The 26432-nt window shown below is 66.5% G+C and carries 21 protein-coding genes and 1 pseudogene; 18 read left to right on the top strand and 4 right to left on the bottom strand.

Annotated features, from left to right (window positions below; genetic code table 11):
* Window positions 1-608 precede the first annotated feature (608 nt).
* Window positions 609-2531 (top strand): AAA domain-containing protein, encoded by a 1923-nt coding sequence (locus tag KIH74_RS35385; RefSeq protein WP_214160823.1) that lies wholly within the window; start codon window positions 609-611, stop codon window positions 2529-2531.
* A gap of 178 nt (window positions 2532-2709) precedes the next feature.
* On the opposite strand, the gene KIH74_RS35380 is transcribed toward KIH74_RS35385, so the two are convergent.
* Both KIH74_RS35380 and KIH74_RS35375 read right to left on the bottom strand, forming a co-directional pair.
* The gene (locus KIH74_RS35380) at window positions 2710-3090 is read right to left on the bottom strand and encodes a hypothetical protein (RefSeq protein WP_214160822.1); all 381 of its coding nucleotides are present in this window, start codon (window positions 3088-3090) and stop codon (window positions 2710-2712) included.
* Window positions 3091-3160: 70 nt separating this feature from the next.
* Entirely contained in the window at window positions 3161-3715 is a 555-nt protein-coding gene (locus KIH74_RS35375; protein WP_214160821.1) for a hypothetical protein, read from the bottom strand.
* Window positions 3716-4314: 599 nt separating this feature from the next.
* On the opposite strand from KIH74_RS35375, the gene KIH74_RS35370 reads away from it, so the two are divergent.
* The 15 genes from KIH74_RS35370 to KIH74_RS35300 all read left to right on the top strand — a co-directional run bounded on the left by KIH74_RS35370 (window position 4315) and on the right by KIH74_RS35300 (window position 22611).
* Window positions 4315-5136, top strand: coding sequence for a helix-turn-helix domain-containing protein (locus tag KIH74_RS35370; protein ID WP_214160820.1), 822 nt, complete (start codon window positions 4315-4317; stop codon window positions 5134-5136).
* Entirely contained in the window at window positions 5133-5345 is a 213-nt protein-coding gene (locus KIH74_RS39440) for a DUF397 domain-containing protein (RefSeq protein ID WP_214160819.1), read from the top strand. The genes KIH74_RS35370 and KIH74_RS39440 overlap by 4 nt, the downstream gene beginning before the upstream one ends.
* A gap of 161 nt (window positions 5346-5506) precedes the next feature.
* The gene (locus KIH74_RS35360; protein ID WP_214160818.1) at window positions 5507-6370 is read left to right on the top strand and encodes a hypothetical protein; all 864 of its coding nucleotides are present in this window, start codon (window positions 5507-5509) and stop codon (window positions 6368-6370) included.
* A gap of 316 nt (window positions 6371-6686) precedes the next feature.
* On the top strand, window positions 6687-7244 hold the full coding sequence (locus KIH74_RS35355) for a hypothetical protein (RefSeq protein WP_214160817.1): 558 nt from the start codon (window positions 6687-6689) through the stop codon (window positions 7242-7244).
* 365 nt (window positions 7245-7609) lie between these two features.
* Entirely contained in the window at window positions 7610-8125 is a 516-nt protein-coding gene (locus KIH74_RS35350) for a hypothetical protein (protein WP_214160816.1), read from the top strand.
* A 71-nt stretch (window positions 8126-8196) separates the two neighbouring features.
* Window positions 8197-8766: an SAF domain-containing protein gene (locus KIH74_RS35345; RefSeq protein ID WP_214160815.1), complete on the top strand. Its 570-nt coding sequence runs from the start codon at window positions 8197-8199 to the stop codon at window positions 8764-8766.
* Window positions 8767-8801: 35 nt separating this feature from the next.
* Window positions 8802-9686, top strand: coding sequence for a hypothetical protein (locus KIH74_RS38230; RefSeq protein ID WP_214160814.1), 885 nt, complete (start codon window positions 8802-8804; stop codon window positions 9684-9686).
* Between the two features lie 188 nt (window positions 9687-9874).
* Complete coding sequence (locus tag KIH74_RS35335) at window positions 9875-11869, top strand: TadA family conjugal transfer-associated ATPase (protein ID WP_214160813.1); 1995 nt, start codon at window positions 9875-9877, stop codon at window positions 11867-11869.
* On the top strand, window positions 11866-12858 hold the full coding sequence (locus KIH74_RS35330; protein WP_214160812.1) for a type II secretion system F family protein: 993 nt from the start codon (window positions 11866-11868) through the stop codon (window positions 12856-12858). The genes KIH74_RS35335 and KIH74_RS35330 overlap by 4 nt, the downstream gene beginning before the upstream one ends.
* Window positions 12855-13748 (top strand): type II secretion system F family protein, encoded by an 894-nt coding sequence (locus KIH74_RS35325; protein ID WP_214160811.1) that lies wholly within the window; start codon window positions 12855-12857, stop codon window positions 13746-13748. Before KIH74_RS35330 ends, KIH74_RS35325 begins: the two co-directional genes overlap by 4 nt.
* The gene (locus KIH74_RS35320; protein WP_214160810.1) at window positions 13745-14134 is read left to right on the top strand and encodes a TadE/TadG family type IV pilus assembly protein; all 390 of its coding nucleotides are present in this window, start codon (window positions 13745-13747) and stop codon (window positions 14132-14134) included. Before KIH74_RS35325 ends, KIH74_RS35320 begins: the two co-directional genes overlap by 4 nt.
* A 29-nt stretch (window positions 14135-14163) precedes the next feature.
* Entirely contained in the window at window positions 14164-14568 is a 405-nt protein-coding gene (locus KIH74_RS35315) for an ATP/GTP-binding protein (protein ID WP_214160809.1), read from the top strand.
* On the top strand, window positions 14565-15038 hold the full coding sequence (locus KIH74_RS35310) for a pilus assembly protein TadG-related protein (RefSeq protein ID WP_214160808.1): 474 nt from the start codon (window positions 14565-14567) through the stop codon (window positions 15036-15038). Before KIH74_RS35315 ends, KIH74_RS35310 begins: the two co-directional genes overlap by 4 nt.
* Complete coding sequence (locus KIH74_RS35305) at window positions 15035-17401, top strand: hypothetical protein (RefSeq protein ID WP_214160807.1); 2367 nt, start codon at window positions 15035-15037, stop codon at window positions 17399-17401. Before KIH74_RS35310 ends, KIH74_RS35305 begins: the two co-directional genes overlap by 4 nt.
* A gap of 422 nt (window positions 17402-17823) precedes the next feature.
* Window positions 17824-22611 carry a DNRLRE domain-containing protein gene (locus KIH74_RS35300; RefSeq protein WP_214160806.1) on the top strand — a complete coding sequence of 1596 codons (4788 nt, stop codon included), beginning with the start codon at window positions 17824-17826 and terminating at the stop codon, window positions 22609-22611.
* 459 nt (window positions 22612-23070) lie between these two features.
* Here the strand turns inward: KIH74_RS35300 and KIH74_RS35295 are convergent.
* A pseudogene (locus KIH74_RS35295) lies at window positions 23071-23769 on the bottom strand (IS256 family transposase); the annotation flags it as partial.
* Between KIH74_RS35295 and KIH74_RS35290 the strand changes: the two are divergent.
* On the top strand, window positions 23722-23871 hold the full coding sequence (locus KIH74_RS35290; RefSeq protein WP_214160805.1) for a hypothetical protein: 150 nt from the start codon (window positions 23722-23724) through the stop codon (window positions 23869-23871). The pseudogene KIH74_RS35295 and the gene KIH74_RS35290 sit on opposite strands and share 48 nt — an antisense overlap.
* 7 nt (window positions 23872-23878) lie before the next feature.
* On the opposite strand, the gene KIH74_RS35285 is transcribed toward KIH74_RS35290, so the two are convergent.
* The gene (locus KIH74_RS35285) at window positions 23879-24163 is read right to left on the bottom strand and encodes a hypothetical protein (RefSeq protein ID WP_214160804.1); all 285 of its coding nucleotides are present in this window, start codon (window positions 24161-24163) and stop codon (window positions 23879-23881) included.
* A 588-nt stretch (window positions 24164-24751) separates the two neighbouring features.
* Between KIH74_RS35285 and KIH74_RS35280 the strand changes: the two genes are divergently transcribed.
* The coding region (locus KIH74_RS35280) for a LysM peptidoglycan-binding domain-containing protein (protein WP_214160803.1) at window positions 24752-26432 on the top strand (1681 nt) is incomplete at its 3' end.

Genomic DNA, 26432 nt, shown 5'->3' with positions numbered 1-26432 from the left:
GTTCACGGATTAAATCTTTTACACTGTTATTGCTCGATCGGGCATAAACTGAGGCGCTCATCGAAACGCGAGAAGTGAGACGGCGGAAACTATTCTTTAGATCGGCGTGGGACCGTGCCAACTCGTCTCGCCGCTTAGTTGCGATGTTATGCGCGAAGGATAGGCCAGCAAGCAGTATGGCTACTGCCGCAGTCATCAGTTGTCCTGCCGTAGGCTTTGGCTCTTTCCCGAAGAATTGGAGGTGTACCGTTGACAGGAAAATTAGAGAGCCTGATGCGACGATAAAAGCAGACGCGGCTACGACATCCAGCTTGGCTATTGCCACGGGTCGGGCGAAAAAATTCAATTGACTGACACGTCTATTAATATACAAAGCTCCAACTGCAGCCAGCCATTTTTTGGAATCTTGGCACCCCCGGCAACCGCAATCCATGTGCCACCCTCACCTAACTTGTTGGAAGTTAAGGGGTCGGGCGTAGACCGCCAGAACTGGAGAGCTGGATTCTTCATTCAGCCTGAGGGAGTACTGGCTCAGGATCATTGCCAGGGCTCCTGCGTGAAGCTGAAGAGTCGACGGGCATGACCGCCGTAACGCCGAGGTGCAGGCGATGCTGGGCGGCCCGTCGCCGGAACCCCGCCCGGAGCACCTGGCCCGTGTCGACCGAAGACTGCGGGAGGCTCAGGCCGACGAACTGCGTCGGGCCGTCGTTCGCGGTGAACTGGAGGCCTATCGGCTCGAGGTGCGGCACTTCGAGGACCTCCTCGAGCAGCAGCAGGTTCCGGAACTGACGAAGCTGCCCCTGCTCAGGCAATCTTCTGGCCGGATCGTCGATTTCCTGGTGGAGACGCATCCTGCCGCCGGCGGCGCGGCCCGTGGACTCATTCGGCGGGTGCAGCGGTACTTCCGATACGGGTCGCTGCGTGGGCTGGACCCCGGTGACACCGATGTGATCCTGCGGTTGCAGCACGCCTTCTACGTTCGGCGTATAGAAGAGTTGCAGCACGAGGAAGAATCCATCGAGGACCGTCTGCGAAGCAGCTCCTTCGAACGGCTGGTCGAGGAACATCGCGATCTGTCCAGCCGGCATTTCGAAGCCGCGCTCCGGGAGCGCTACCAAGACCTGAGCAGAGTCACGTACGATCCGGGGCGGCTTTGGGGCGGCAGCGTCTTCACCCAGTTCAGTCGGGACTATCCGGTGATCGCCAGCACCTGCCACGCGCTTCCGGGGGCGATCGGGCCAGACGCTCTGCTGGACTACGTGATCATCGACGAGGCGTCCCAGGTGGATCTGCTGGCTGCGGCGCCGGTCCTGGCCCGATGCCGCAGGCTGGTGGTGGTCGGGGACAGCCGCCAGCTCGGGCAGATATCCGCCGAGGCCGGACGCGGCCGGGATGCACCTCATCCGGCGTTCGACTACATGGCCCACAGCATGCTGTCGTCGCTGCATGCCCGGTACGGGGACAATCTTCCGAAAACACTGCTGCGGGAACATTATCGCTGCGATCCGGCGATCATTGGCTACTGTAACAAGGCGTTCTACGCGGGCGCTCTGATCCCGTTCACCCGGCCCGGCGATGAGCGGCCCATGACGGTGGTGCGTACCGCCGCCGGGAACCACATGCGCCGGCATCAAACGGGCGGCCGGTCCAACCGTCGTGAGGTCGACGTCATCGAGGACGAGGTGATCCCGCACTACTGCAAAGGTTTCGAGGAATCGCAGATCGGTATCGCCGCTCCGTACAACCAGCAGGTCGACCTCACCCGGGAGACCGTGACGGTCGCTGCGGATGTGGCTACAGTGCACAAGTACCAGGGCCGACAGAAGCCGGTGATGATCCTGACCACGGTTCTGGACGAGACCCGTTCTGGAAGGTCGGGTCTCGAGTTCGTCGATGATGCCCGTCTGGTGAACGTCGCGGTGTCGCGAGCGGCAGAAAAGTTTGTGCTGGTGACCAACAACGACCTCTTGCCGTCCAGCCGGCACCTACGCGATCTGATCGGATACATCGGCTACCAGAACCCCGATCAGGATGTGGTCGACAGCGACGTGCTTTCGGTGTTCGATCTGCTCTACCAGAACTATGACCGCAGGCTGGACGGGTTTGCCTCCCGGCGGCGGTTCGAGATCGCCAACCCCGCCGAGGATATCGTCTGGACATTGCTTCACGAGCTGCTGTCCGAACCCGAGTACGCTCATCTGGTCGTGGCGCGGCAGATGCTGCTGCGTACCCTGCTTCCGAACCTGAACGGGCTGACACCGGACCAGGAGCGGTTCGTCCGTAACGGAGCCTCACTGGACTTCGTCGTCTACAACCGCATCAGTAACCTGCCGTGGCTGGCAATTGAGGTCGACGGATTCCGTTATCACGCAAATGATCCAGTGCAGCTTCGCCGGGACCGGCTGAAGGATCAGATCTTCGAGGACCGGGCCCTTGGTCTGCTTCGGTTGCCCACCACTACCAGCCGTGTGGAGACGCAGATTCGTGAGGCCCTCAAGGAGGCGGAACGGCGCTGGCTGGACAGATCGTAGCTGCTCGGTGCCGCAGAGCACCTTACTGGTGTACCAGTGGACGGTTCAGGATCCATCGGTTCCTCCAGGGGGATTTCTGCGCAACGGGCGACGTCGTCACGTGGCCAGTTGCGCAGAGGCGGACGCAGGCCCCGACCGTCGATGAGCCGGACTTGCGCGTAGTGGTAGGCATCCCGTCTTACGTCTCGCCGACCAGCCGCGGGCTCCAGAGATGGTTCTCGAGATTGAGGGAGAAATCCTTGGCTGCGCCAAGCGCTGCGATGACCTCGGCGGACTCGCTGCTGGTCAGCTCGAAAGTTCCGCCGAGGGTGATCCGAGGCGGGTGAAGGTGCCGGACGGCGGGATCAGCGAGGATGTCGACGTCTTCGCGTTGCGCCACGCGGACGACGATCTCGTCGTTGCTGGCCAGTCGGACGGTTGCGATGATGCGCTCGTGGTCAACGGCATCACCGTCGGCAACGGAGGTCCTCTGCCAGAGATGTCCATCGGGGTGGATGATTTCGCGCATGGGCGTCTCCTGGAAGGAGCGGTCAACGGGGGGCGTCGTGTCGTCGTCCATGACCTGAAGCGCCCTGGGGTTCGTGTTCTCACGATTCTTCCGTGAATCGTGAGTTGGTACGGCATATTGCTCAGAGCAGGAGACGGGCGATCTCCTCATCCGCGTCCCAGGCATCGTCAGGGGTGAGCGTCGCTCCTCCGAGGGGCCCGTACCAGATGGCGAACTCGCGGTCGGTACGAGCAGGATTTGCCGAGGAGTGCACCAGGCCGGCCAGAGGCATCTCCGGGCTGCTGGACGAGATGGCCTCGGCCGTGGCGAATTCGGTGGATCGGGGCGCTGCATGCTGCTGGATTCCGCCGAGCTGGGCGAAGAGCCGTCGCACGAGCGCCGCGGTGTGCTGGAATCCGGAGCGCTCGATCTTATCGTCGGTGGCGTAGGCCAGGGCGATGCCGGCTTCGTGACCCACGAACGATCGGCGGAGATCGGCGAGCGTCGGCTCGGTGTCCGGGTCGTCGGTCGCGGGCTCGGTGAAGTGTGCTGTGACCTGTCCGTCGGTTGCGGTGACCTGTTGCGGTAGCTGGATGATCACGTCTTGGCTCAGCGCGGTGAGAACCTCGTCCATCAAGCCGATTTCGAGGCTTTGGGGAGCGAAGAGCAGTACGGACCAGTTCTGGGGGTCTTCCATGGTGATGCGGGATGGTGTGTTGCTCATGGGTCTCTCCGATCGCAGGACGGGTGTCGCTGGCTGTTCATGGTGTCGGGTGCACGCCCGGCTGGTGGATCGTCAGATCCACCTGACGCGGAACCGGGCGTGCACCCTGCTACCGCGGCAGGAGGCGGAGGGAGGACCTGGCCTGCCGCGGTTCCCGTCGCTCCCGATGCCGAATTCTGGGGAGGACGGGAGTCTCATGCCGTGGCGCTGGAGGTTGTTCCTACCCCCAGGTCTGGCCTCTGGCGTTCATCAAATCTCTTCTCTTGCAAACAAACCGGATATGGCCAGGTGCGTGTCGCTGTTCGCTGTGTGCCCTGCGTCTGGCTGCCAAGTCGCTGCGAGAGCTCCTACCCAGCAAATGCGGTGAGCAGCGAGGTTTCTTCTGGCTCATGCCGTCAGACCAACGCGACTCTTCATCAACTTCGTGTTCGCCCTCTCCCAGCTGGCGTCGATCCATGCTTGCCTATCCAGGATGGCAACCGGCCGGAAGTTCTGGCGACCCTGCATTTTGTCGATTCGGTAATGCTGGGTCACACTGCTTTGGCAGGAGGCCTATAGAGGGGCGGGATTTCGTGACGGCGGTGACGTTGGCTCAGCGGCAACTTGCGCGGCGCCTTCGGGTGGCACGCGAGCGTGCCAAGAAGACGCAGGGCGATGCAGCAGTCGGATTGGATTGCGACGAAAGCAAGATCTATCGAATCGAAACTTGTCGATCACAGGCCAAGGTCGCGGATGTCAGGAGTTTGGCCACTCTCTACGCACTTGATCGGCGGCAGACCGACGATCTGGAGCGGTTGGCCCGTGGTGCCAAGGTCCGAGGTTGGACTGAACCCTACTTGGATTTGGTTCCGTCCACGCTCAGTATGCTCGGCGACTTGGAAACGAGTGCCGTCGGCATCGACGCCTATTGCACGGAGGTGCTCCACGGACTCTTGCAGACGCCTGCCTACGCCGCACACATCATCGGTCTAACGGAATTGCCGCCAGAACAAAAGCGGAGCCTTCTCGATTTTAGGCTAGCGCGGCAACGATCGGTATTTGGTCGCTCCGATTTTCCTCATCTGCGATTCGTCGTGCACGCGGCGGCCCTCCGTGCCCAGCCCGGCCCGCCCGAGTTGATGCAGGAGCAGATCAGGGATCTGCGTTCCCTGGCAGCCGACGGTAAGGCCGAGATCTCGGTGTGGAGCGAGGAGCTTGGCGTGCATCCGTGGATGTCGGGCGCTTTCAGCATCCACGTCTTCGAGGCAGAACTTGGCGAGGGTGAAGCACCCGTCGTCTTCACGGAAAATCTGGCAGAGGGAAGATACTTGGAGACAGAGCCGGAGCTGACCAAGTTTCGCCTCGCGTTCGACCGCATACATGCTCGGGCTATACCGATCAGGGAGTTTGCATGACCTTCAACCGTGACCCCCAGCGCTGGGTCAAAGCCAGCCGATCGGCTGGGGACAACGCTTGCGTTGAGCAGCGTAGGACCCCGCGTGCTGTGGAGGTACGCGACACCAAACAACATGGTGCGGGACCCACGTTGGGGATGACGCCGACAGCCTTCGCCGACTGGCTGAGCGCGGCCAAGGCAGGAGAACTAGACACCCTTCTCGGATGAGATCAGGCTTCGCGAGGCCCTGGCGGTAGGCCGGGGCCTCGTCCTTTCTTCTGAATGCGCAGGTCAGCGTGCGCTAGAACGAGTCATGGAACGTGACTGACTCCCAATGGAACTCCGCGAGCCAACCTGGCTCGCCGGATCCGTTGGAAGGTGAGTCGTAGGTGCTATATCGTCCGCCGCTGAGAATTCACTCGCGACCGGTCGACGGCGAGCACATGCCGCGCCGTCGCCTCTGGGCATTCATGATCGGCGTAGCCGGAATCGCCGGCACCGCGCTCCTCGGTGCAGCACTTGCCGCCGCGCAGTTGCTCTTGGGCGAGGACTCCAGGCCGCGATCAGCAGAGCCCGTACCCCGTCACTCCGAGGCCGCATCAGCACAAGCCGTGTCGGCGCGCCGGAATGCCATGGCCTGGGCGCCCTACCGTCAGTATGCGGATGTTGGGAGCAGTCCACGTTCAAGCGCACGCTCGAACCGTCCCGAGGGCGCGTCGATGCTCTTGCCGGCGTCAACGGTGATTGGGCGTCTGGACGTTGCGACGGGTTATCCGATGACTGCGGAGGGAGCGGTGGCCCAGTTGGCGGCCATCGACGTCGCCGCTTGGCGCGCCGGCCAGGTCGGGCCGGCCACAGCCATTGTGCGCACCTGGACCGACAGCTCGATGCTGACCTCGAGCGGGCGGCAAATGATCGATCTGATGGATCGCTGGCCCAAGACAGGTGCTCGACCGTTGATGGATGTCGATGCCCTGAGCATCGTTCCCAGAATGGCTCTGATTAAAGGGAGTGACGGACCGCACTGGCATGTTGTCTGCATCGTCGTGGATCTCTCGGGCGGACACCGGCCCATGGCACCCCTCTCCTCCTTCACGCACTGTGAGCGAATGATCTGGGTGCAGAGCCGCTGGATGATCGAGGGAAAAGAGCCACTGCGCCGGTTGGAGAACGTCTCGATTGACTCGTCGAGAGCGTATGCCTTGGGTTTTCAGCAGCTTCAGAGTGCCCCCGCCCCGTTCGCGATCCATTGAGAGGGCAGCTAACCGCGTCACGGCCGCCCAATCGGGCACGAACTGAGCAGCGCGATCGAGCAGTGACGTGATTCACCCAAGGTCAACATGCGGTGATGTCTTGTCGGAAATTCCGGCACAGATTGTCGATATGCCCAATCGAAAATCCCGGAAGTCACAACGGTCACTCCTGGCTTGGGGCTTCTGCTGCGTGCCGACGGAGTCTCGTTGACATGGGCGCGTCACCAAGAGTAAACGAGTGACTTCAATGGGTTCATGACCATTTGCGAGGGTGATGAGGTTGCGCGGGTACTGGCTTGGCACGTTGGGGGTCGTAGTGGTGCTGCTGGCGGCATGCTCGACGGAAGGCTCAGGGGCGGCCGAGGCTACGCCGAGTGATGAGCGGCCCGCTGCTGTGAACACAACGGCGTCGGCTTCCGATGGCCGGGCAGCGGAAGCGATCGCTGCCTATGAGGCCTTCCTCGAGGCGACGGTTGTGGCTGAGAAAGAGCCGGTCAAGAAGGGAAAGTCACTGCCTCCCGAAGGGGACTTCGAACGGTGGTCCTACGACCCTGCTCGGATTCAAACGCTCACTTACATTCATTCCCTGGCCGCCATGGGGGCTGAGTACAAAGGCAAAGCTCCTGTGTCGCACGTTCGTGTCAAGGGTGTTGACCTTGAAGCGGAACCTTATCCGCAAATTGTTCTGATTGACTGCGCCGTCCCGGATCCTTCTTATCGGCCATACGATGCGAAGTCGGGAAACAAGCTCGAGTTGACTTCGGACAGCAATATTACTGATCCATACGAATCGACGGTTGAGATGATCCGGGTCGGAAAAAGGTGGGGTGTGAAATCAATCGATGTGAAGGAAGAGGGCACATGCCAGCCCTGAAAATTCGGGTCGGTTTCTTCTGTCTGGTTGTGATCGGCTTTTTCCTGAGCGCCTCGCCGGCCAGCGCCGAATGTGTCCCCGGAAGTCCTCCTGATTCGCGCGACGCGGGGGTCGAGGCCACCTGTAACGGGCGAATGAGGAGCTGCTCCACCGGTGTACTTGTTCAGGAACGAGCTGACGGCACCGAGCTTCGGTGTTCCAGAAGCGGCCAAGCCACGACGACGGGCGGGACTGCGAGCCCACAGGTGGAACAACCCTGCGAGGTAACGCGTGTCGTTCCACAGCCGGCCAAGGATGATCCGGTCTGGCAAGGACACACCGACGGCGCGATCTACCTGAGATGGTGTCCGCTCCCCATGGGAGCCGTGCCGATCGTGGACACGTACTGGGCGCCGGAGACCGAGGAGAACGAGGCTGTCGCCGTGGATCCTCTTCTGCTGGCTCGGCAGGCGAAAGCTTCGATGAAGGCGCCGGTTCCGGGGTTGGCGCGTTCGCCTGCGGGGGTGGCGTGGGTGAATGAGTACACCTGGTTCTGGCTGGGGGAGCAGGAGCCTTTGGAGGCGACGGCCAGGGAGGGTGCCGTCTGGGCGAGGGTGACGGCTGCGCCGGCCGAGTTGGTGGTTTCGGGGAGTGCGGGTGAGGCGCGGTGTCCGGTGCCTGGCCGGGCGTGGACGGCTGCTGATGGTGGTCGGAAGCCGGGTGATGACGTGTGTGCTCTGGTGTTCCGGTCGTCGGGTTCGGCTGTGGTGTTGGATGTTTCGGTGGTTTATGACGTGTCGTGGACCAGTTCGACGGGTGCTGGTGGGGGTCTGGGTCAGTTGACGGGGGAGGGGGCGGAGTCGGTGGAGGTGCGTGAGTCCGGGACGGTGGTGCGCTCGTGAGTGGGCTGCTGTCGTGGGGTTATGGGGGGCGCGGTGACGTCTCGGTCCGGGCGTGGAGTCCGGTGCGGGTCGTGGCCACGCTGGTGTTGTGTCTGATCGTTGCCGCGGCGGTGGCTGCGGCGATCCAGCGGGCCGGGGTGAAGACGCCGGTCATCGTTGTGGCGAAACGGGTTCCGGAGTCGGTGGTGATCACTCGTGCGGACCTGACGACGGTTGCGGTGGCGGGTGGTGTCACGGCGATCCCGGCCGAGGAGCTGGAGAACGTGGTGGGCCGACGGGCGGCCTCGACGCTGGAGGCAGGTGCGTTGTTGCAGCCGTCCGGATTGGCGCCGAAGACGGAAACCGATGCCGGGCAGGCCAATGTCGGTGTGGCGGTGGCTGCTGGCCTGGCGCCGGACGGGTTGGAACCGGGGGACAGGGTGCGGGTCCTTCAGGTCCCGGGCAAGGGGTCGGACACTGACAGCTTGTCCGGCCCGGTGACGCTGGCCGAATCGGCGCTGATCGTCGCGGTGACGCAGGACAGTACGGGGTCGGGGGATCTGGTGGTGACGGTGCGGGTGCCGGCTCAGTCGTCGGGTGACGTGGTGCTGGCCAGCAGCTGGGGCCAGGTGGGTCTGGTTCAGGTCGGTGCCGGTTCGTGATCGTTGGGGTGTGCTCGCTCAAAGGCGCTCCGGGGGTGAGTGTTCTGGCGGCAGGGCTGGCACTGGGCTGGCCGGGTGGGGCGGTGCTGGTGGAGGGGGACCCTTCCGGCGCGGAGGCCGCGTTGCGGTTCGCTGCTGCCGGTGGCGGGTTCCTGGCCGAGTCGCCGTCCGTTCTTGATCTTTCAGAAGGCGAAACCGTCCAGAGCGTCGAGGGGGTGAAGGGTTTCGTGCAGCGTACGGGGCTGGGGTTCGATGTCGTGCCGGGGCCGCTGGATGCGGTGTCGTGGGCGCGGATGTGGGAGATGTGGCCGCGCGCGGTCGAGGTGTTGCGGGCGTGGCCGGTTCCGGTGATCGCCGATCTGGGGCGCATGCAGCCGGGGCACGGGGCATTGCCGCTGGCGCGCGCCGTGGACGTGCTGCTGGTCCTGACGCACGGCGACGTGGCGGGCCTTCACGCCGTGCGGGACCGCGGGCCGTTGCTGCACAATCTGCTGGCTGTCGGCGGAAGTGGGCCGCAGCTGGGGGTTCTGGTGCGCACGGTCCGGGTCGGTGGTGTGGAGTCGGACGTCGTGCGCGCGATCCGCGAGCGCATGGATCCGGCGGTGGTGCTGGGTGGTGTGGTGGAAGACGCCGAGGCGGCCCAGGCGTTGTCCGGGGCGGGCTGGATGCGTCAGGGAGCGCGGGAGCGGCTGATGGGATCGCCGTTCATGGGGGCGCTGAGTGATCTGGTCGGGCGGATTCAGCGGGTGTGGCCGGACAGCAGCCTGCCGGTGGAGACGGCCGTGAACCGACAGAGTTCTTCCTGGTCCTGGCGGGGTGGTGCGGCTGATTCCGGTCACCGGACAGCATCACCGGACATGTCGGGGCTGGTCGAGGGATTGCGGCATCGTGCCTCCCGTCTGCGTGGGGGTGGTTCGTGACGCCGCGGCATCGTTCTCCGTTGGGGCCCAGCGGTTCTGGCGGCAGTCATACCGAGCCGCCGCATCCGCCGGTCACCCGTGATGCGCGAGGCGATGAGACGACCTGGGTGCCGACTGGGCAGGATTCCGGGCCGGGCGCCGGTGAGAGGAAGCAGGCCGGCGGACGGGCCGTGGCTCCGGAGTCAGGTGTGAGCCTGTGGAGAGGCGGTGACCGGGACTGGGCGGTCCCGCCGTCCCCCGTGCCCGGCACGGCCCCGGCGTCATCGGTTTCCGGTCGTGGTTCCGTGGCCGGTGGCGGCCGGCGCGACGTGGCGCCGCCGGTGGTGGGTGATCCGCCGGAGCGGCCGCTTCGTCGTCCACCGTTGGATGCCGGTGGCCGGCCCGGAACAGGGCGGGGCACCGGTGGAACCGGGGCGGGCTCGGTGTGGGAGTCGTCGGCCGGTGGGCGGGTCCGGTTCGCGGTGGTGCGCCAGTTGCAGCAGCAGGTGGCCGAGGAATTGACGAGGCGCCGCAGCGCACGGTCGCTGGACGGGCTGGGGGAGCTGGCGCCGCAGCAGGAGCGGCAGCTTGCCCTGCCGCTGATCCGGGATGCGGTCAGCGCGGTGGCCGCGCAGCACCGGGCGAGCGGGCTGCCGGTGCCGGCCGGTGCCGATGACGGCCGGTTGGTGAAGGCGGTCGAGGACGCCATTTACGGGGCGGGGCCGTTGCAGGTGCTCTTGGACGACGAGGATCTGGAGAACATCGATCTGCAAGGGGTGGAGGTGTGGGCGAGCTCGGTGACCCGGGGGCGGATCAGGCTTGCGCCGGTGGTGGATTCGGACCAGGAGCTGATCGACGTCATCCGGGCTCTGGCCACGCATGCGGGTGTGGTCGCGAGGCCGTGGAGCACGGTGCATCCGCAGGTGGATCTGGGGTTGCCCGGTGGGGTGCGGATCTCGGGGCTGCTGGCGGCGTCGCGGCGTCCGCAGGTCTCGATCCGCCGGGACCGGCTGGGGCCGGTGGCGTTCCTGGACCGGCCTTCGCGAGCCTATCGCCGGCCGGGGCGGGAGACGATCTCGCTGGTGGAGTCCGGGACGCTGGATCCTCAGGCGGCGGCGTTCCTGGCCGCGGCGGTGCGGGCGCGGGCGAACATCCTGATCGCCGGGCCGACGGACGCCGGCAAGACGACGCTGCTGCGGGCGATGGCCAACGAGATCCCTGCCGTGGAGCGGATCATCACGATCGAACATGCCCTGGAGCTGGGTCTGGGGCGCGACCGGGAGCTGCATCCGGACGTCGTGGAGCTCCAGACGGTGCTGCCGTCGGCGGAGGGACTCGGCGGGCTGGACGGGCCCGCGCTGGTGACCCGGACCAAGCGGATGAACCCGGACCGGCTGATCTTCGGTGAGGTCCTGGCCGGGCAGGAAGCGTTCGGCATGCTCCAGGCGATGGAACAGGGCTCGGACGGGTCGATGTCGACGATCCATGCCCGGGACGCCCACGGCGCCGTCGTCCGTCTGTTCACCGAGCTCAGTTTTCTCGGGAAATCGGTTGAGGCGCACGGTATCGCCCGGCTCATCGGTCATGCCATCGACTACATCGTGTACGTGCGCCGGATCGCCGGCGAGCGCCGGGTCGTCTCGGAAATCATCGAGTTGTCGGGCAGTGTGGGTGACCATGTCTCCACCGCAACGATTTTCGCTGCCGGTGAGGGAGTTTCGCGGGCGCGGCGGACGCGGGTTCCGTTGCGGCAGGCGAACCTGCTGGCGAGGTTCGGGTATGTCGACGATCTGGGCGGTGAGAGCGGTTCGTCGACCTGGCGCGGTGATCGAGCCGGGGGCTCGGTCCGCCCGGGCGATGAGGGTCCGGTCAGCGACTCGATCCGTCTGCCGGATCAGCCCGTGTCGCGGGCCGGAAGACCCTCGGGGACAACGGTTGCGGGGGAGGGGCCGACAGGAGAGTCCCAGCCGGCGAGCGCCGTCCACGAGCATCCCGGGCAAGCGAGGGGACCGTCGGATCAGCCGAGCCGGCCGGCCCGGTTCAGCCGGCCGGGTGAGGGCAGCAGCCTGAACTGGGCGCCGACCAGCGGGCCCGGGGACGGGGACGAAGCCACCGCTGTGCCCTCGGCGCTGCTGAGCGTGTGGCCGTCCGAGGATCCGGCCCGGGCCGAGGAGACGGGTGAGCAGGCATGGAGGTCGCCGTGAATGTGCCTGGCCCGACCGGTGTTCTGGTGCTCAGCGGGCTGCTGGCTGTGTCGGTGGTGGCTGCGGCGAACATGCTGTTCACCGAGCTGCGGGGTCTTCCGCGTCACCACGGCGAAGCGCCGCGGTGGTGGCGGTTGCGCGCGAACGGCGTGCGTGGGCTGAGTGCTGCGGTGCCGGCGGTGACGGCCTGGTGGGTCAGCGGCTGGCCGGTGGCCGGTGCGGCGTGCGCGGCGCTGGTGACGGCGTGGCCGGCGGTGGCCGGTGGGCGGCGCGCCGAGCGCCGGCAGATCGAGGTCCTGGAGGCGGTGGTGTCGTGGTCGCAGGGCCTGCGCGACACCGTCGCCGGCGGCGCGAGTCTGGAGCAGGCCATCAGCGTCAGCGTCGAGGGTGCTTCCCCGGTGCTGCAACCTGCCCTGGAGGAGGTGCGCAGCCGGATGCTGGTGCGTGAGCCTCTGGACGCGGCTCTCCAGCCACTGGCCCAGGCGCCGGGGGCGGACGTCGTGGTGGCGGCGCTGGTGCTGGCGGCCCGGCGTCGCGGTGACCGGCTGCCCGAGGTGCTGTCGGGGATCGTGGACACCTGCGCCCAGGAAGTGGGCCAGCGCCGGCAGATCCTGGCCAACCGTGCGGGTATTCACCGCAGTGTGCAGATCATCGTCGGTGTCACCGTCCTGATCTTCGCCTATCTGGCCACCTTCGGCGCCGCCTACATGGCCCCCTACGACAGTTTCACCGGTCAGCTGGTTCTGGCTGCCGTCGTCGCGGTCATCGGTGCCGGGTTCACCTGGCTCGCCCGGCTCGGCACCACCACCGCCGTGCCCCGCTTCCTCACCGAACTCACACCCGGAGAGCAACGCGTGGTGCAGATCCTCGCCGGCTCCACAGCTCACGCCCCTGGCTTTCAACGGGGGACGACGAGCACCTCGGACCCCGCATCCTCCGCAACCGCGGCTGCTGTGCCCACCCGGCCGACACGGAAGGAGCAGCGATGACACCCGCCCTGCTGGGAGGACTGGCCGCCGTGGCGGTGCTGCTGCTGAGCGTCGTGCTGTGGCCGGCCCGCCGTACCCCGGCCGTGGACCGGTTGCGGCGTCTGGAGGCAGACCGGGCTCACCACGCCCGTCCAGGGGGCCGCAGGAGTGAGGCCGGGAGGCGGGCGGCCCTGGAGGTCGGAGGGTGGGCGCGGCAGCGGGGCCTGCGGCTGCGTGTGCCGCCGCCGGACCTGCTGCTGGCCGGGCACGATGCCGACGCGGTGATGGCAGCCAAGGTCCTGGCGCTGAGCCTGGCCGGTGGCGTGCTTCTGGTCGGCGGGATCGCGGTCGGACGCCTGGGGCAGGTGAGCGTGCCGGGTCCGGTCCTGCTGCTGCTCGCCACCGCCGCGGGGGTGGGCGCTTTCCTGCTCCCCGACGCCGTCGTGCGGGCCCGGGCCGCACGACGCCGCCGGGAGATCGTGGCGGTGCTGCCGGTGTGGTGCGACCTGGTCGCCCTGGAGATGGGCGGCGCCGCAGCACCTCAGGAGGCCCTGGTCACCGCCGCCGAGTCCGGCACCTCGCTGGCCATGCACCTCATCCGGGAGGCCCTCTACCGGGCCGGTCGCGCGCACCAGAGCCACTGGCAGGCGCTCACCGTGCTGGGTGAGCGCATCGGCGTCCCCGATCTGGCCGACCTGGGACGCCTGTCGCAGCTGGTCAGTCACGAGGGCGCCGAGGTGCGCGACACCCTGATCGAGCGCGCGGCCACCCTGCGCCGCCGGGCCCTGGCCGAGAGCCTGGGCCAGGCCGGGGAGCGCGACGAGTCCATGCGCCTGGCCGTACTCGTCATCGCTGCCGGTGTGGTCCTGATGATGCTCTACCCCGGAGCTGTCGCGGTGATGAACCTGTGACACAAGCCCGGCGTGACCAGGGAGCCAGCACGGTGGAGCTGGTGTTCTGGGTGCCGTTCCTGCTGATCGTCACCGCCAGCTGCCTCCAGGTCTTCTCCTGGTTCTGGGCCCGCGAAACCGCCCAGTCGGCAGCTCGTTACGGCGCTCATCACGCCAGTGCCTACACCGGCGCCGACGCCGACGGCAGCGCCCAGGCGCTGGCCTACCTCGACGAGGTCGCCGGTGACCTGGTCCAGACACCGGCGGTCACCGTCACCCGCACCACCACGACCGTCACCGTGACGATCCGCGCCCGGGCCCACCGGATCCCCCTGTCCGTCGTGCCTTCCGGGGAGTTCACCGTGCAGGCGCAGGGCCCGGTCGAGCGTCTGGGGGTGGCTCCGTGATCCCGTGGTGCACGCGCGGGGACGACGGGGTGAGCAGCGTCGAGATGGTCGTCCTGTTCTCCCTGGTCCCGGTCTTCCTCGTGATGGGTATCGGCGCCGGGCGGCTCGTCCTGGCCGACGGCCGGGTCAGTGCCGCCGCCGCAGCGGCCGCCCGCGCCGCCAGTCTCGAGACCAGCCCCGCCGCGGCCCGCCAGGCCGCCACCCGGTTCGCCACCAGCACCCTGAAAGACACCGGAACCACGTGCAGTGCAGGACATCCCGGTGTCAGCGTCGACACCGGCGACTTCCATGCCGCTGGCCGTGTCACGGTCACCGTGACCTGCCGCGTGGACCTGGGCATCGCCCGGGCAGCCGGTTTCGGCCCGCACCGCGACCTGAGCGCCACCGCCGGCGCGCCCCTGGACGCCCGCCGCTCCTACCGAGGCCAGCCATGACACCCAGACCCCGGGCCCGCGACGAGGGGCAGGCCGGCATCGTCTTCATCGGCCTGACCGTCTTCTTCCTCGTGCTGACGGGATGTTTCGTCGATGTCAGCCGCTCCCTGAACGCCCACGGCCGTTCTTTGGAGGTCGCCTCGCAGGCCGCCCGCGCCGCCGCCGACCAGATCACCCAGGCCTCGCTGCGCACCGGCGATCCCACGGCTCTGCGCATCGACCCGGTCGCCGCCCGCCGGGCCGGTCAGGCATGGCTCGACGAAGCCGGCGCCACCGGAACCGTCACCGTCGCCCCGGACGCCACCAGCGTGAGCGTCACCGCCCGCATCCCCTGCCCGGCCCTGGGGCTGGGCATCGTGGGCATCCGGGACCTCTCCCACGACGCCACCGCCGGAGCCACCACCCTCACCGCGGCCACCGACGCCGGCCCCGCCCAGCCCGTCACCATCGATGCCGAGGGGACACCATGATCCGTCTTCGCCCCTACCTGCGGGCCCTGACCGCCGCCATGATCCTGGTGGCGCTGGTCCTGGGCTGCCCGCTCCTACTCGTCGGGGCCGTCGGCAACCCGCTGCCGGACTGGCAGGCCCTCCAGGTCGGCGATTACTCCGACGAGGTTCTGCTGCACCTGCTGGCCACCATCGCCTGGGGCGGCTGGGCCTACATGACGCTCATCATCGTCCTCGAAACCCACGCCCAGACAGCCAAGCTGGGTCACCGGACCACGTCGCTCCTGCCGGCCCTGCCCGGCCAGCACGAAATCGTCCACCGCCTCATCGCCGCCGTCCTGCTCACCACCCCCGCTGTGGCCACCGCCCTCGCCCAGCCGGCCGCACCGCCGCCCGCCGAGCCATCCGAACCACCTGCTCACGCCGTATCAGGGGCCGGCGAAAACTTCCGGAACGGTCAGGTATCCGTCCGTGGCGCAGCTCTGATCCGCGCCGATCTACACGAGAACCCACCGGGAGGATCTGCCGGCCAGTCACGCACCATCGTGTTCACCGTCGGCGTCGGCACCGGAGCCACGCTGGGCGCCGGTGCCGTGACCGCCGAGATGTACCGGCGCCGAAGGCGCCGCCTGGCCGCCCGGCGCCCCGGGCACACCCTCGCCCGCATCACCACCGAAACCGCCTCATCCGAAAGAGAACTGCGTGCCGCCGGACAACTGGCCGACGAGCTCCGCCGGCGGCTCGACGTAGCACTCACCGTTCTGGACACCCAGCGGGCCACGGCCGGCCTGAACTTCGCCCAGATCGTCGCAGCCCGCATCGACGACACCCGCATCGACCTCGTCCTGGCCCACCCGGAATCGGAACCGGCACCCTCACCGTGGCAGACCGATCCGCTCTCCGGGCACTGGTTCCTGAAATTCACGGACGACGAACTGGCCGTTCTCGAGCAACCTCTGGACAGGTCCATCGCCCAGGAGCGGATCTGGGTGTGGATCGGAACCACCCCTGAGCCGGCACGCCCTGCACCGACCCGCTCTGCACCGACCGCAGACACCGTGACCGGTGACGCCTGGCTGCTCAACCTCATCCAGGCACCCGACCTGGTGATCTCCGGCCCGGAAAGAGCTCTCGACGACTTCGCCCAGGCACTCACCCTGACCGCGATGACCACCCCGGCCCCCGCGCCCGGCACGGAGGCATCACCGGTGATCCGGGTTCATTCGACAGACCCGAACCTCCTGCGAGCCGCGCAGATGAAGGGCCCTCCGCACGGAGCATCCGGCCGTAGCGTGATCGACCTGATCGACGCACGACGTTCCCATCGAGACGACCGAACGCGGGCCGGGGACGGGGTGAGCGTGACGCTCCTGGACGAGGACGCCGAAACCCGGCCCGGCCGAAGGCATCTGGCTCTGGACAGCCGCGCCCGCCTGCACACGAACTTCACCGCCGTCCCCCTGACCGCTGCCGCCATGGCCGCCGCCGACGTCCATACCGTGCTCGACCTGGCCTGTGAACCCGAGATCACCGCGCCGCCGCCACGACCGGAGATGACCGAGGCCGATCCCGCTCTCGCAGAGGACCTGGCGGCCTGGAAGGCAACCGTCTGTTCCCGGCCCCGGCTCACGGTGCTCGGCCCGGTCCAGGTGCGGGCCGCCGGAACCATCGACTCCCGGCGTGCCTGGTTCACCGAGGTCGTCGTCCTGCTGTGGGCCCACCCGAAAGGCCTGTCCGTCGAGCGTTTCGCCGAATGCCTGTGGCCGCACGACGCGCTGCGCAAGGCGACCTCCGCCATGCCCCGCCAGACCGTCGGAACCGTCCGGCAGTGGCTGGGCGTCGACCCTGTCTCCGGCGATCCCTACGTGCCGGCCATCAACCCCAACGAGGGCAACCGCCGCTACCGCGTCCACGACGTCCTGTCCGACGCCGACCTGGCCCGGCGCCTCTATGAACGAGGCCTGGGCCACGGGGAACAGGGGATGGAGGACGTGCGGGCCGCCCTGGATCTGGTCACCGGGCCGGTGCTGGCCGAGCGGCGCCAGAACGGTTACGACTGGCTGAGCGAGACCAACCTCCTGCTCGACCTCACCGCGCTGATCACGGACATCGCGCACACCTACGCCGACTACTGCCTGGCCACGGGCAATCCCGCTGCAGCCCGCGACGTTTCACTGGTCGCGCTGAAGGCGGGCGGACGTGACGACACCACCTACCTCGATCTCGTCTCCGCCGCGGACGCGTTGCAGGACACCACTGCGGCCCGGCGCTGGGTCCAGAAGCTGTTGCGTGAGCACGACGCGCAGGTCGAGGAGGACCTGCCGCCGTGGACGGCGGACCAGCTGCACCGGCGGGCGCGGCAGCGGCGAGAGATGGCTTCCTGACACGGATCTGTGTGCGAGTGGTGGCCGGCTGCGACAGTCCGCCACCGAAATTTTCCGCCTCCCAATGCAGGTGAGCGGAACTGCCTGCAAGACGAAAGAGGCTGGGCCTCTGAGGGATGCTGACGTGAATTCCCGTCTTCAGGCCAGACACGGTGATCTGATCATGGATGGCTGGCCTGTAGCTAGGTGATATGCATCATATGATGTAAATGTCCCATTGATGCCTAACGATCTTGTTCCTGCGCCAGGGTGATCACCACTTGCTGATCGCTGCTCACTGAGCGGCATGATGGTTGGGGTTCTTACCCGTGGTTGCCTTACTTCGTCGTGCCATTTTGGCAACGGCTACTCTATTTTGGGGTTTCTTGCGTCGGCTGCCCTTGCTGTGGAGGGCTTCTCCTGGACGGCCAGGCGCGCGGCGCGTGGGTACGGCGTTGCTGGCTGCCGTGGTCGCGGTCGGTCTGTTGCCGGCTGGTGCGGCGTGGGCAGGGACCAGCGCGCAGGGTGCCGGTTCTGGCGATGATGCGGTGAGGCCTGAGCGGCCGCCGACGTCGTACGAGCCGATGAGCTCGGCCGAGGAGGCGAAGCTGACGGCCAGAGCACTGGCCGCGGCTGAGCCGGACACCGGTAAGACGGAGCTGGTGAAGGAACGGACGCGGATGTCGCGGACATTCACGGATCCGGTCAGCGGCACACGGGTGACGCAGCTTTCGGCGTCCCCGATCAATTTTCAGGACGCCGAGGGCGCCTGGCAGCCGATCGACAACGTGCTCCAGGCCGACAAGAGCGGTGGTGGGTGGAGGAACGGGGCGAACGCCTACACGCTGAATCTGCCGAAATCGCTGGTGGAGCCGGTGAAGATCGCCGACGGCGCGGATGCCGGTGCCTTCGTTTCGGTGCAGCTGGCGCCGGACGCGACCCCGGTGGACGACCTGGGCTCCGGTTCCGCCCAGCAGCGCTCCAGTGCCACCGCGGATGCTCCGGAGGTGTCGGATACCACCGCCACGGTCAAGGAGGCTGAGGCCACCTACTCCGAGGCTCTTCCGGGTGTGGACTTCTCGTACGAGGCGATCGGTGATGCGGTCAAGGAGACCGCGAGTGTGGCCTCGCTGGCGGATCTGGATGCGCTGCCGGGCGGATCGCTGAGCTTCACGGTGAAGACCGGCGCGGGCATGACGCTGAAGGTGCTGGAGTCCGGGGCCGTTGATGTGGTGAACGCCCAGGGACAGACGACGTTCGAGATCCCGCCGCCGGTGATGAACGACGCGCACGGTGAGCCGTCGGCCGCGATCACGACGCTGGTGCAGAAGAACGCCGGCGGCCAGGACGGCGATGCGTGGACGATGACCCTGACGCCGGACCGGCAGTGGCTGGCGGCCGAGGGTCGTGCGTGGCCGGTCGCGATCGATCCGACCATCGGGGTCGGGGCACCGATGGCTGCCTGCACGTTGCAGTCCAACGCCGCCGCCACCGACCCGGCGTTGTGCTCGGGATCGGAGATCCTGACGTCCTGGAACAGCAACGGCGGCGCGGAACGGCGTGCTCTGCTTCGGTTTGACACCCTGCTGGACGTCGTCCCGGCGGACGCGCAGATCGCGACGGCGCGTCTGAGCCTGTCCGTTGTCGACGACTCCGCCTTTCCCGCCAGTACGGTCGATGTGCGCGCGCTGACCAGTTCGTTCACGACGTCGGCGAACTGGACCACACGCGACGGGTCGACCACGTGGGGCACCGCCGGTGGCGACCGCTCGGACGTGTACGAGCGCAAGGAACTGAAGCCCGACGGCACGTACCAGGACCTGGATGTCTCACGTCTGGTGCAGGAATGGACCGAAGGCGGATCGGAGCACAACGGTTTCATCCTGCAGAAGCAGGCCTCGGCCGCCGGTGGTGACTTCTTGCGGTTCGGCTCGCCGCAGTCGTCCCGGCCGCCGTCGTTGTTCGTGGAGTGGGAGCCGCGCACCGGCGTACGTAAGGGCAACACGGCGGTGGTGACCGAGGAGCTGTCCGACCGCACCAGCGTCAGCGTGAACCCGGCCACCGGGAACGCCTCGGTGACGACGAAGGAGCTGTCGATCGCCGGCTCCGGGATCGACCTGAACGTGGCCCACACCTCGCAGTCGCTGGACACCGACGGTCTCGGCGTGGACGGGTACGGGTGGACGTCGTCGCTGACCGGCACCCGGCTGTGGCCGTACGACGGTGGCACCACCGGCGCGGCGCAGACGATGTTCTACCGAGACGGTTCCGGCGGGCAGTGGACCTACCTGCGCAACAAGAACGTCTCGAACACGTGGATCCGGCCCAAGGGCCTGGACAAGGACCTGGCCGTCCCTGACTCCAGCCACTACAGCCTGACCGACCGCACGAGCCAGACCAAGGAACTGTTCAAGAACATCGGCACCGACACCGACCAGATCTACGCACTGGAGTCGGTGACGGACAGGAACGGCAACAAGATCACCTTCACCTACGACGCCTCCGCGCGCTCCCAGATCGACGGCACGCTGATCCTGAGGTCGGTCACCGACACCCGTGGGCGGGAGATTGAGGTGACGAACTACTCGGGGTACTTCAACGACTTCATCACCGATTCCTCCGACCGTCAGATCGTTTACAGCATCACCGGCAACCAGCTGGAGTCCGTCACGGACGCCGCCGGCGGCACGGTGAGGTACGAGTACGACTCGGCGCACCGGGTGACGGCGGTCGTGACGACCGAGGACCTGCGTACCGAGATGCAGTACGACGCGCAGGGGCGGATCACGAAGCTGACCCGCAAGAACAGCGCCGCCGGCGGGGATTCGGTCTGGACGTTCTCCTACGGCGACTACACCCGCGACTCTGAAGGCAAGCCGACGGCCACGAACACGGTCACCGATCCCAACGGGCACACCACCGAATACACCGCCAACGGGCGAGGTCTGGTCTCCAAGGCCAAGAACGCCCTGGGCAAGAGCGTGTCCAAGACTTACTCCCCGAACGACGACGTCGCCTCCACCACGGGCGCGACCGGCGGTGGTACGCAGACGGCGACCAGCGACTACGAGAGCGCCGGTGACACCTACCGGATGACGTCCACGAAGATCCCGACCGGGGCCGGGATGACGATCAACTCCTACGGCACGGGCGCCAGCCTATACAACCCGACCAAGCAGACCGACAGCCGCGGCAACGCCACGACCTACACGTACAACACCGGTGGTAACCGGGCCAGCGAGAAGAAGGCCGACGGCTCCACGACCGTCAGCCTCTACGAGGGTGATACCGACCCCGCCTACGGCGACGTCGTGCACTGCGGGCCCGGCAGCACCCCGACCGCGACCAAGGCCGGCGCACTGTGCGAGACCCGTGACGCCGAGTACGTCAAAGGCAGCAGCCGGGCAGCCACCGGTGGCCACCGCACGGCCTACCGGTACAACGACAAGGGTGAACTGGTCACCACGATCCCGCCCTCGGGTGGCAGCCTGGCCAACCAGACCTACACCTACGACGGCCTTTCCCGGCTCCAGACCCTCACCGACGGCAAGGGCCAGGAAACCTACTACGGCTACGACGCCCTGGACCGCCTGATCTACGTCCAGCACGCCGACGGGTCCACCGAGTCCTCCCACTACGGAGGCGACAACACCGGCAACAACAATGGCTGGCTGCGCTCGGTCAAAGAACAGAGCGCCACCGGAGCCGTCACCCGGCTCACCGACTACGGCCGTGACGACCTGGGCCGCCTGACCGCCGTGTCCGCCCCCGAGGGTGTCGCGTCCCTGTCCTACGACAAGGCCTCCAACCTCAAGGTCTACAACGACGGTGGCGGCATCGTCACCTACGGCTACAACGACGCCGACCAGCTCACCTGGGTGCAGATGCCCGGCGGCAACTGCGCCGGCCTGACCTATGCCGCACCGGGTGACGAGGACACCGGTTGCATCCTGTTGCAGGTCGACGACGACGGACGCCGCACCGGCACGAAGTATCCCGGCGGCACCAGCGTGCAGGCCAACACGCTGGACGACTCCGGCCGGATCAAGCAGATCGTGGCCAAGACCGGCGCCACGACTCAGCTGAACCTCACCTACTCCTACACCGAGGCCAGCAAGGACACCGGCCTGGTCAACTCGGTCACCGACGCCGTCACCAGCAAGAAGACCACCTACACCCATGACGGCCAGGACCGCCTGAGCATCGCCTCGACCACCCCCATCGGCGGCGAGAGCGCCACCACCTACGAGGCGTTCTGCTACAGCGCCGCCGGCAACCGCACCAAGTACTACACCGCCGCCGACGCCACCTGCTCCACCACCAACCCGGCCGCGACCTACACCTACAACACCGCCAACCAGCTCACCGGCGCCACCGGCACCACCCCCACCGGAGCCACGCTGACCGGCACCGGATTCACCTACGACGCCAACGGCAACGAGACCACCGCCAAGTCCGCCACCGGCCGCACCACCACCTACGGCGACCGCGACCAGGCCACCAGCTTCACCCCCACCGGAGGCACCACCACCGGCCAGACCTACGCCGGCACCGGCAACGGCAACCGCCTCACCTCCGGCACCACCACCTTCATGGCCTCACCCCTGTCACCCGCACCCGCGTGGTCCAAGACCGGCGGCACCACTACCTGGACCGTCCGCGACCCCGACGGCAAGCTCCTGGCCATCCGCGTCGGCCCAACTGACACCTCAACGAGCGAGTACTACCCATTCATGGATAACCTGGACAACGTGCGCGCAATGGTCACCGCAACCGGAGGGGCGCCCGAAGTTGCATATACGTACTCTGCGTACGGGGTCATCACCGCCAGCAGTGGATCGCTGAGTCAGCCGTATCGGTACGGCGGCGGCTACACCGACGCGGTAACGGGCCTTGTAAAAACGGGTGCCCGATTCTATGACACAACCAGTGGTCGTTTCACTCAGCCTGATCCCACAAAGCAGGAGGCTCACCCCTATTTGTACGCCGGTGGATGCCCAAGCTCTCATAGAGATCCCGCAGGAACTTCTTGGTTGGGAGACGCTCTTCAAAGCCCAAAGGTTGGCTGTATCGCAGGCATGGTTGCCCTAGGTCTTGCCGGGGCCAGTCTTTTGGTGGCGGCACCGCCCGCGGGACTGCTTGCCGGTTCAATCTTTTGGGGCGGCGTTGGAATGGGTGCCTTCCTAACTCTTGGTTCGTGTGAATCTGCGGGGTGGAACTACTACAGCTAATAAATCTTCTAATACCGACTGCAAAGGAGAAGAATGAGGGAAAAAATTGCACTGGGCTTACTCGCTGCAGCTGGGTTAGCGTTCCTGGTATCTGCCCTCAGCGCCGAGAGTTCCCTGCTGCGAATTATGGGCATCGCGGCCGCGACGCTCCTAATAGTTTCGGCGGTCATGCGTATTCGAATGAGGGGGATGCGTAATAAGTAGTCACTCGCTAATATAGTCTAGCAAGAGGGGGGATGCTTATCTACGAGCATCTCCCCCTCTTAGCATCGATCATTCTTGGGTTAGGCTCGCCAGAGCTCTGGCGTGAAATCGATAGGGCTGCTTTAGACGGTGCGGGCTAAAAGTGCTAGCTATTCATGAATAGCCTGGACAACGTGCGCGCCATGGTCACCGCAACCGCAACTGAATCGGCCCCGGTTCTGTGCCGCCCAGTTGTGTAACTGGTGGTGCGAATAATTAAAGATTATCAGCGTCGGGCATGCGGTCTCGGAATGACACGCCGATAACGTTGAGGACTGGCTTCCAGCGCATCATCCAGCGTAGTTGTCCGGTGCCTTTCGGGTCGAGGGACCGTACGGTCAGGTAGAGAACTTTCAGGGCCGCCTGTTCGGTCGGGAAGTGTCCTCGCGCGTCGATTGATTTCCGGAATCGTGCGTTCAGGGATTCGATCGCGTTCGTGGAACTGAGAAGGTGGCGGATCTCGATGTCCAGGTCCAGGAACGGGACGAAGTTGTCCCACGCCGATCGCCAGAGAGAGGAGATGGCTGGATATCGGGTGCCCCGTTTCTCGTCGAAGGAATCGAATGCGTCCTGCGCGGCGGAGGCGTTCGCGGCTGTGTAGACTGGTTTCAGGTCGCGGGCGATTTCGGGCCAGTAGCGCTTGGAGGAGTACTTGAAGGTATTCCTGATGAGATGCACGAGGCAGGTCTGGACGATGGTTTCCGGGTAGACCGCACCGACGCTCTCGGGCATGCCTTTCAGTCCGTCGCAGACCAGGTAGAAGATGTCGGCGACGCCTCGGTTCTTGAGCTCGGTCAGGATCGAGATCCAGAACTTCGAGGATTCCCCGGCGCCGGGGGTGCCGGCCCACACGCCGAGGACGTCGCGGTGTCCGCGCAGGTCAACGCCGATCGCGGCGTAGAACGGGCGTCTCGCTTTTTAGTGACCACCTTGGAGTCGCCGGACGAAGTCGTGGATGGTTTGGGTGAGTTTGGGTTCGAGGGTGACCTGCTGCCTGTTGATCTCGACGACTGCTGAGCGGGACCTAGGGGCTCGCGGCCATCAGCGAGGCAGCCGAGCGGGCCGCCAGCGAGACTGGCTCCCACAAGTGCCTGTCCTTGTGGCCTAAGGCTTGATTTAGCGCCACATCGAGCTGCATGAGTGTCTGTGCCTCGTTGTGATTGATCAAGAAGTAGCCCACTTGCAGATCTGGATTGTCGAGGATGGCGAAGTCGTCAAGAAAGTTCAGCGTTTCGTAGAGCTCCTCGTTGTTATCTGCTGTGGCTGTGGCTAGCCAGCTGGCATCGGAGAGCCGGGTCAGATGGATCATGAGCTCGTCGCGAATCCAGGGTGTAGAGAGGTCTGTCTTCTTAAGGGGCATTCCAGGCCCTCCAGGTCTGCCACTTGTCAAGCGGAATGTGGGCTGACCAGTTGTCCTTCGGACTGGATCCGGGCGCGAGGGCATTGCCTGTCCGGTCGATCAGTCTGCCGTTGTTCGTCACGACCAGGTGGTCGACTCGCTGGCTGGGGTTGGTAGCCGTGCCGGTCAAGGAGGCCGAGAAGATTCTCAAGCCTGCGCTGCGGCTCAGCCTTTCGCGGCAGCGATCTGCAGGGATCGCGACATCCGGCCATTGCCGTCGGACCAGGGATTTTGATGTGCCCGGGATACCGGGCGGCAACCGTCCGCGACGTTTCCAGTTCGCGGATCCGGACCTCGAGGTCACGGCTGCCGCCCCTCGCGTCGCCAGCGTCATGACAGGCACCAGATGTCTCACCGTGGAACGCGTTGTGGACGGTGCCCGCAGTGGGCTGACGGACGTCAACCAGCAGCGAGCGCAGGGGACCGGGTCATGTTCGAGTGGAGTGCAGCTCCTGACACAACGTCGCTCGTCGTCCTGTTCGACGGGGCGGTGGCGTGATGGCCGCGGCGAGTCGCATCGGTGGTCTCGTGCGTGCCGTCGTGGCGCTGGCTCTGCTGTGTGGGGTGGTGCTCGGGTGTCCCGTCGTGCTGATCCGGATGATGGGGATGCCCTGGGGTGTCGCCGTCGAGGTGGGGGAACTGATCGGCGACGGCTGCTGGGGTGGTGCCGTCGGCGTCCGGCTGGTGGTCCTGATCGGGTGGGTGTGGTGGGCCGGGTTGATGCTCGACGGTGCCGGGGCGGTGCGCGCGGTCCTGCGGACGCGGCGTGGCCGGCAGGCTCTGGTCACAGGCTTCGCGATCCCGGGACTTTCGCTGCGTCGGCGATCCTTGATAACAGGCCTTCTGCTCGCGCCGTTGTCGGTGCCGACCACAGCGCTGGCGGCGACGCAGGGTCCCGTCGTCTCGCTTGCCGCCGTTCCGGCTGACCGGACGGGGCAAGGTCAGGCCGAAAAGGCAGATTCTGTCGCGAAGATCAGGGTCGGAGAGGGCGGAGCGTCGGCGACGTTGTGGGGGCTGGCCGAGCGGCATCTCGGGGACGGGGCGCGCTGGCACGAGATCTGGGATCTCAACGTGGGCCGTCGTCAGGAGGACGGCACCGTCATGAGGTCTCCCGATCTGCTCAGGCCGGGCTGGACGGTGCTCGTACCGGGTGGCCAGATCGCGGAACCGGCTGCGACGCAGGGGCAGGGGAGCACGCCGTTCTACCGGATCGCCCGCGGTGATCAGCTCGGGGCGGTGGCCGATCGTTTTCTGGGTGACGCCGAGGCCTACGACGAGATCCGGCAGGCCAACCGCAAGGTCATCACCGACGTCGATCACATCGAAACCGGCGACGTGATATCGCTTCCGGACGGGTCGAAGGACCGGGGCGTAGCGCGGCATGCGAGCGGGCGTGCCCGGAACACCCCCATGACGTCGGAGGGGGATCGGCCTGACGCCGCGGGGAAGTCGTCCGGCTCCGTGGAGCGAGGTGAGGTCCCATCGGCGGATTCTGTTGGGCCGGCACCATCACCCAGCCCGTCGACGAACTCGCCTGGGGAGTCTGCCGGGGCGCCCGGGGCGTCGGCAGGCGAGAGCTCTGCCGCCCGCGGAAGATCAGGTTCGTCGGCCATGTCGCCGGAAGCCGGGGTCGATCCGGCCGGTGGGCAAGCGAATTGGGGTGTTTACGGCTTGATCGCGGCCCTCGTGGGTCTGCTCGGGCTGCGGGTGACCCGACGGCGGCGTCCTGAGGGCGGTCACCGTGATCGCGTTGCTGCGGGCGGTTCGGGGTCGGACGGCCCGGGCGCGCAGGGCGATGATCTCGACGTGAACCAGATGTTCACCGATCAAGACGTTTTCGACGAGGATCCGGAGGACGTTCGGCCGGACGCGGTGGTCGAGAATGCACGGCGGACCATCCGGGGGTACGCCGAGGCATTGTCGAACGGCGATGCCCCGGCTGTGGCGGGGCCGCGTCATCGCGCGCCAAATCCGACGGCTGAGAGCGATGCTTCGTCCTCACCGGGTGACGAAAAGTTGTTCAGAGAGCAGACTTCAAAGAATCAAGGACGACGAGAGACCGCGAGAGAAGTCGCCCGTGGTCCGATGGCGTCTACTCGTCCGGGACCTGACTGGCTGCATCCGGAAGCCGACGACGAACAGCGGCGTCCGGACGATGACCTGAACGAAGGTGCGGCTG

It is taken from the genome of Kineosporia corallincola, assembly GCF_018499875.1.
In the GTDB taxonomy this organism is placed as follows: Bacteria; Actinomycetota; Actinomycetes; order Actinomycetales; family Kineosporiaceae; genus Kineosporia; species Kineosporia corallincola.
Note: the sequence above shows the minus strand (reverse complement) of the source record. Positions and strands in the feature narration are given on the sequence as shown.

Coding starts and splice junctions, on each gene's coding strand:
- KIH74_RS35380 (WP_214160822.1), bottom strand. CDS start 3,090: ATGGACGACGACACGACGCCCCCCGTTGACCGCTCCTTCCAGGAGACG.
- KIH74_RS35325 (WP_214160811.1), top strand. CDS start 12,855: ATGACACCCGCCCTGCTGGGAGGACTGGCCGCCGTGGCGGTGCTGCTG.
- KIH74_RS35310 (WP_214160808.1), top strand. CDS start 14,565: ATGACACCCAGACCCCGGGCCCGCGACGAGGGGCAGGCCGGCATCGTC.
- KIH74_RS39440 (WP_214160819.1), top strand. CDS start 5,133: ATGACCTTCAACCGTGACCCCCAGCGCTGGGTCAAAGCCAGCCGATCG.
- KIH74_RS35285 (WP_214160804.1), bottom strand. CDS start 24,163: ATGATCCATCTGACCCGGCTCTCCGATGCCAGCTGGCTAGCCACAGCC.
- KIH74_RS35305 (WP_214160807.1), top strand. CDS start 15,035: ATGATCCGTCTTCGCCCCTACCTGCGGGCCCTGACCGCCGCCATGATC.
- KIH74_RS35385 (WP_214160823.1), top strand. CDS start 609: ATGCTGGGCGGCCCGTCGCCGGAACCCCGCCCGGAGCACCTGGCCCGT.
- KIH74_RS35375 (WP_214160821.1), bottom strand. CDS start 3,715: ATGGAAGACCCCCAGAACTGGTCCGTACTGCTCTTCGCTCCCCAAAGC.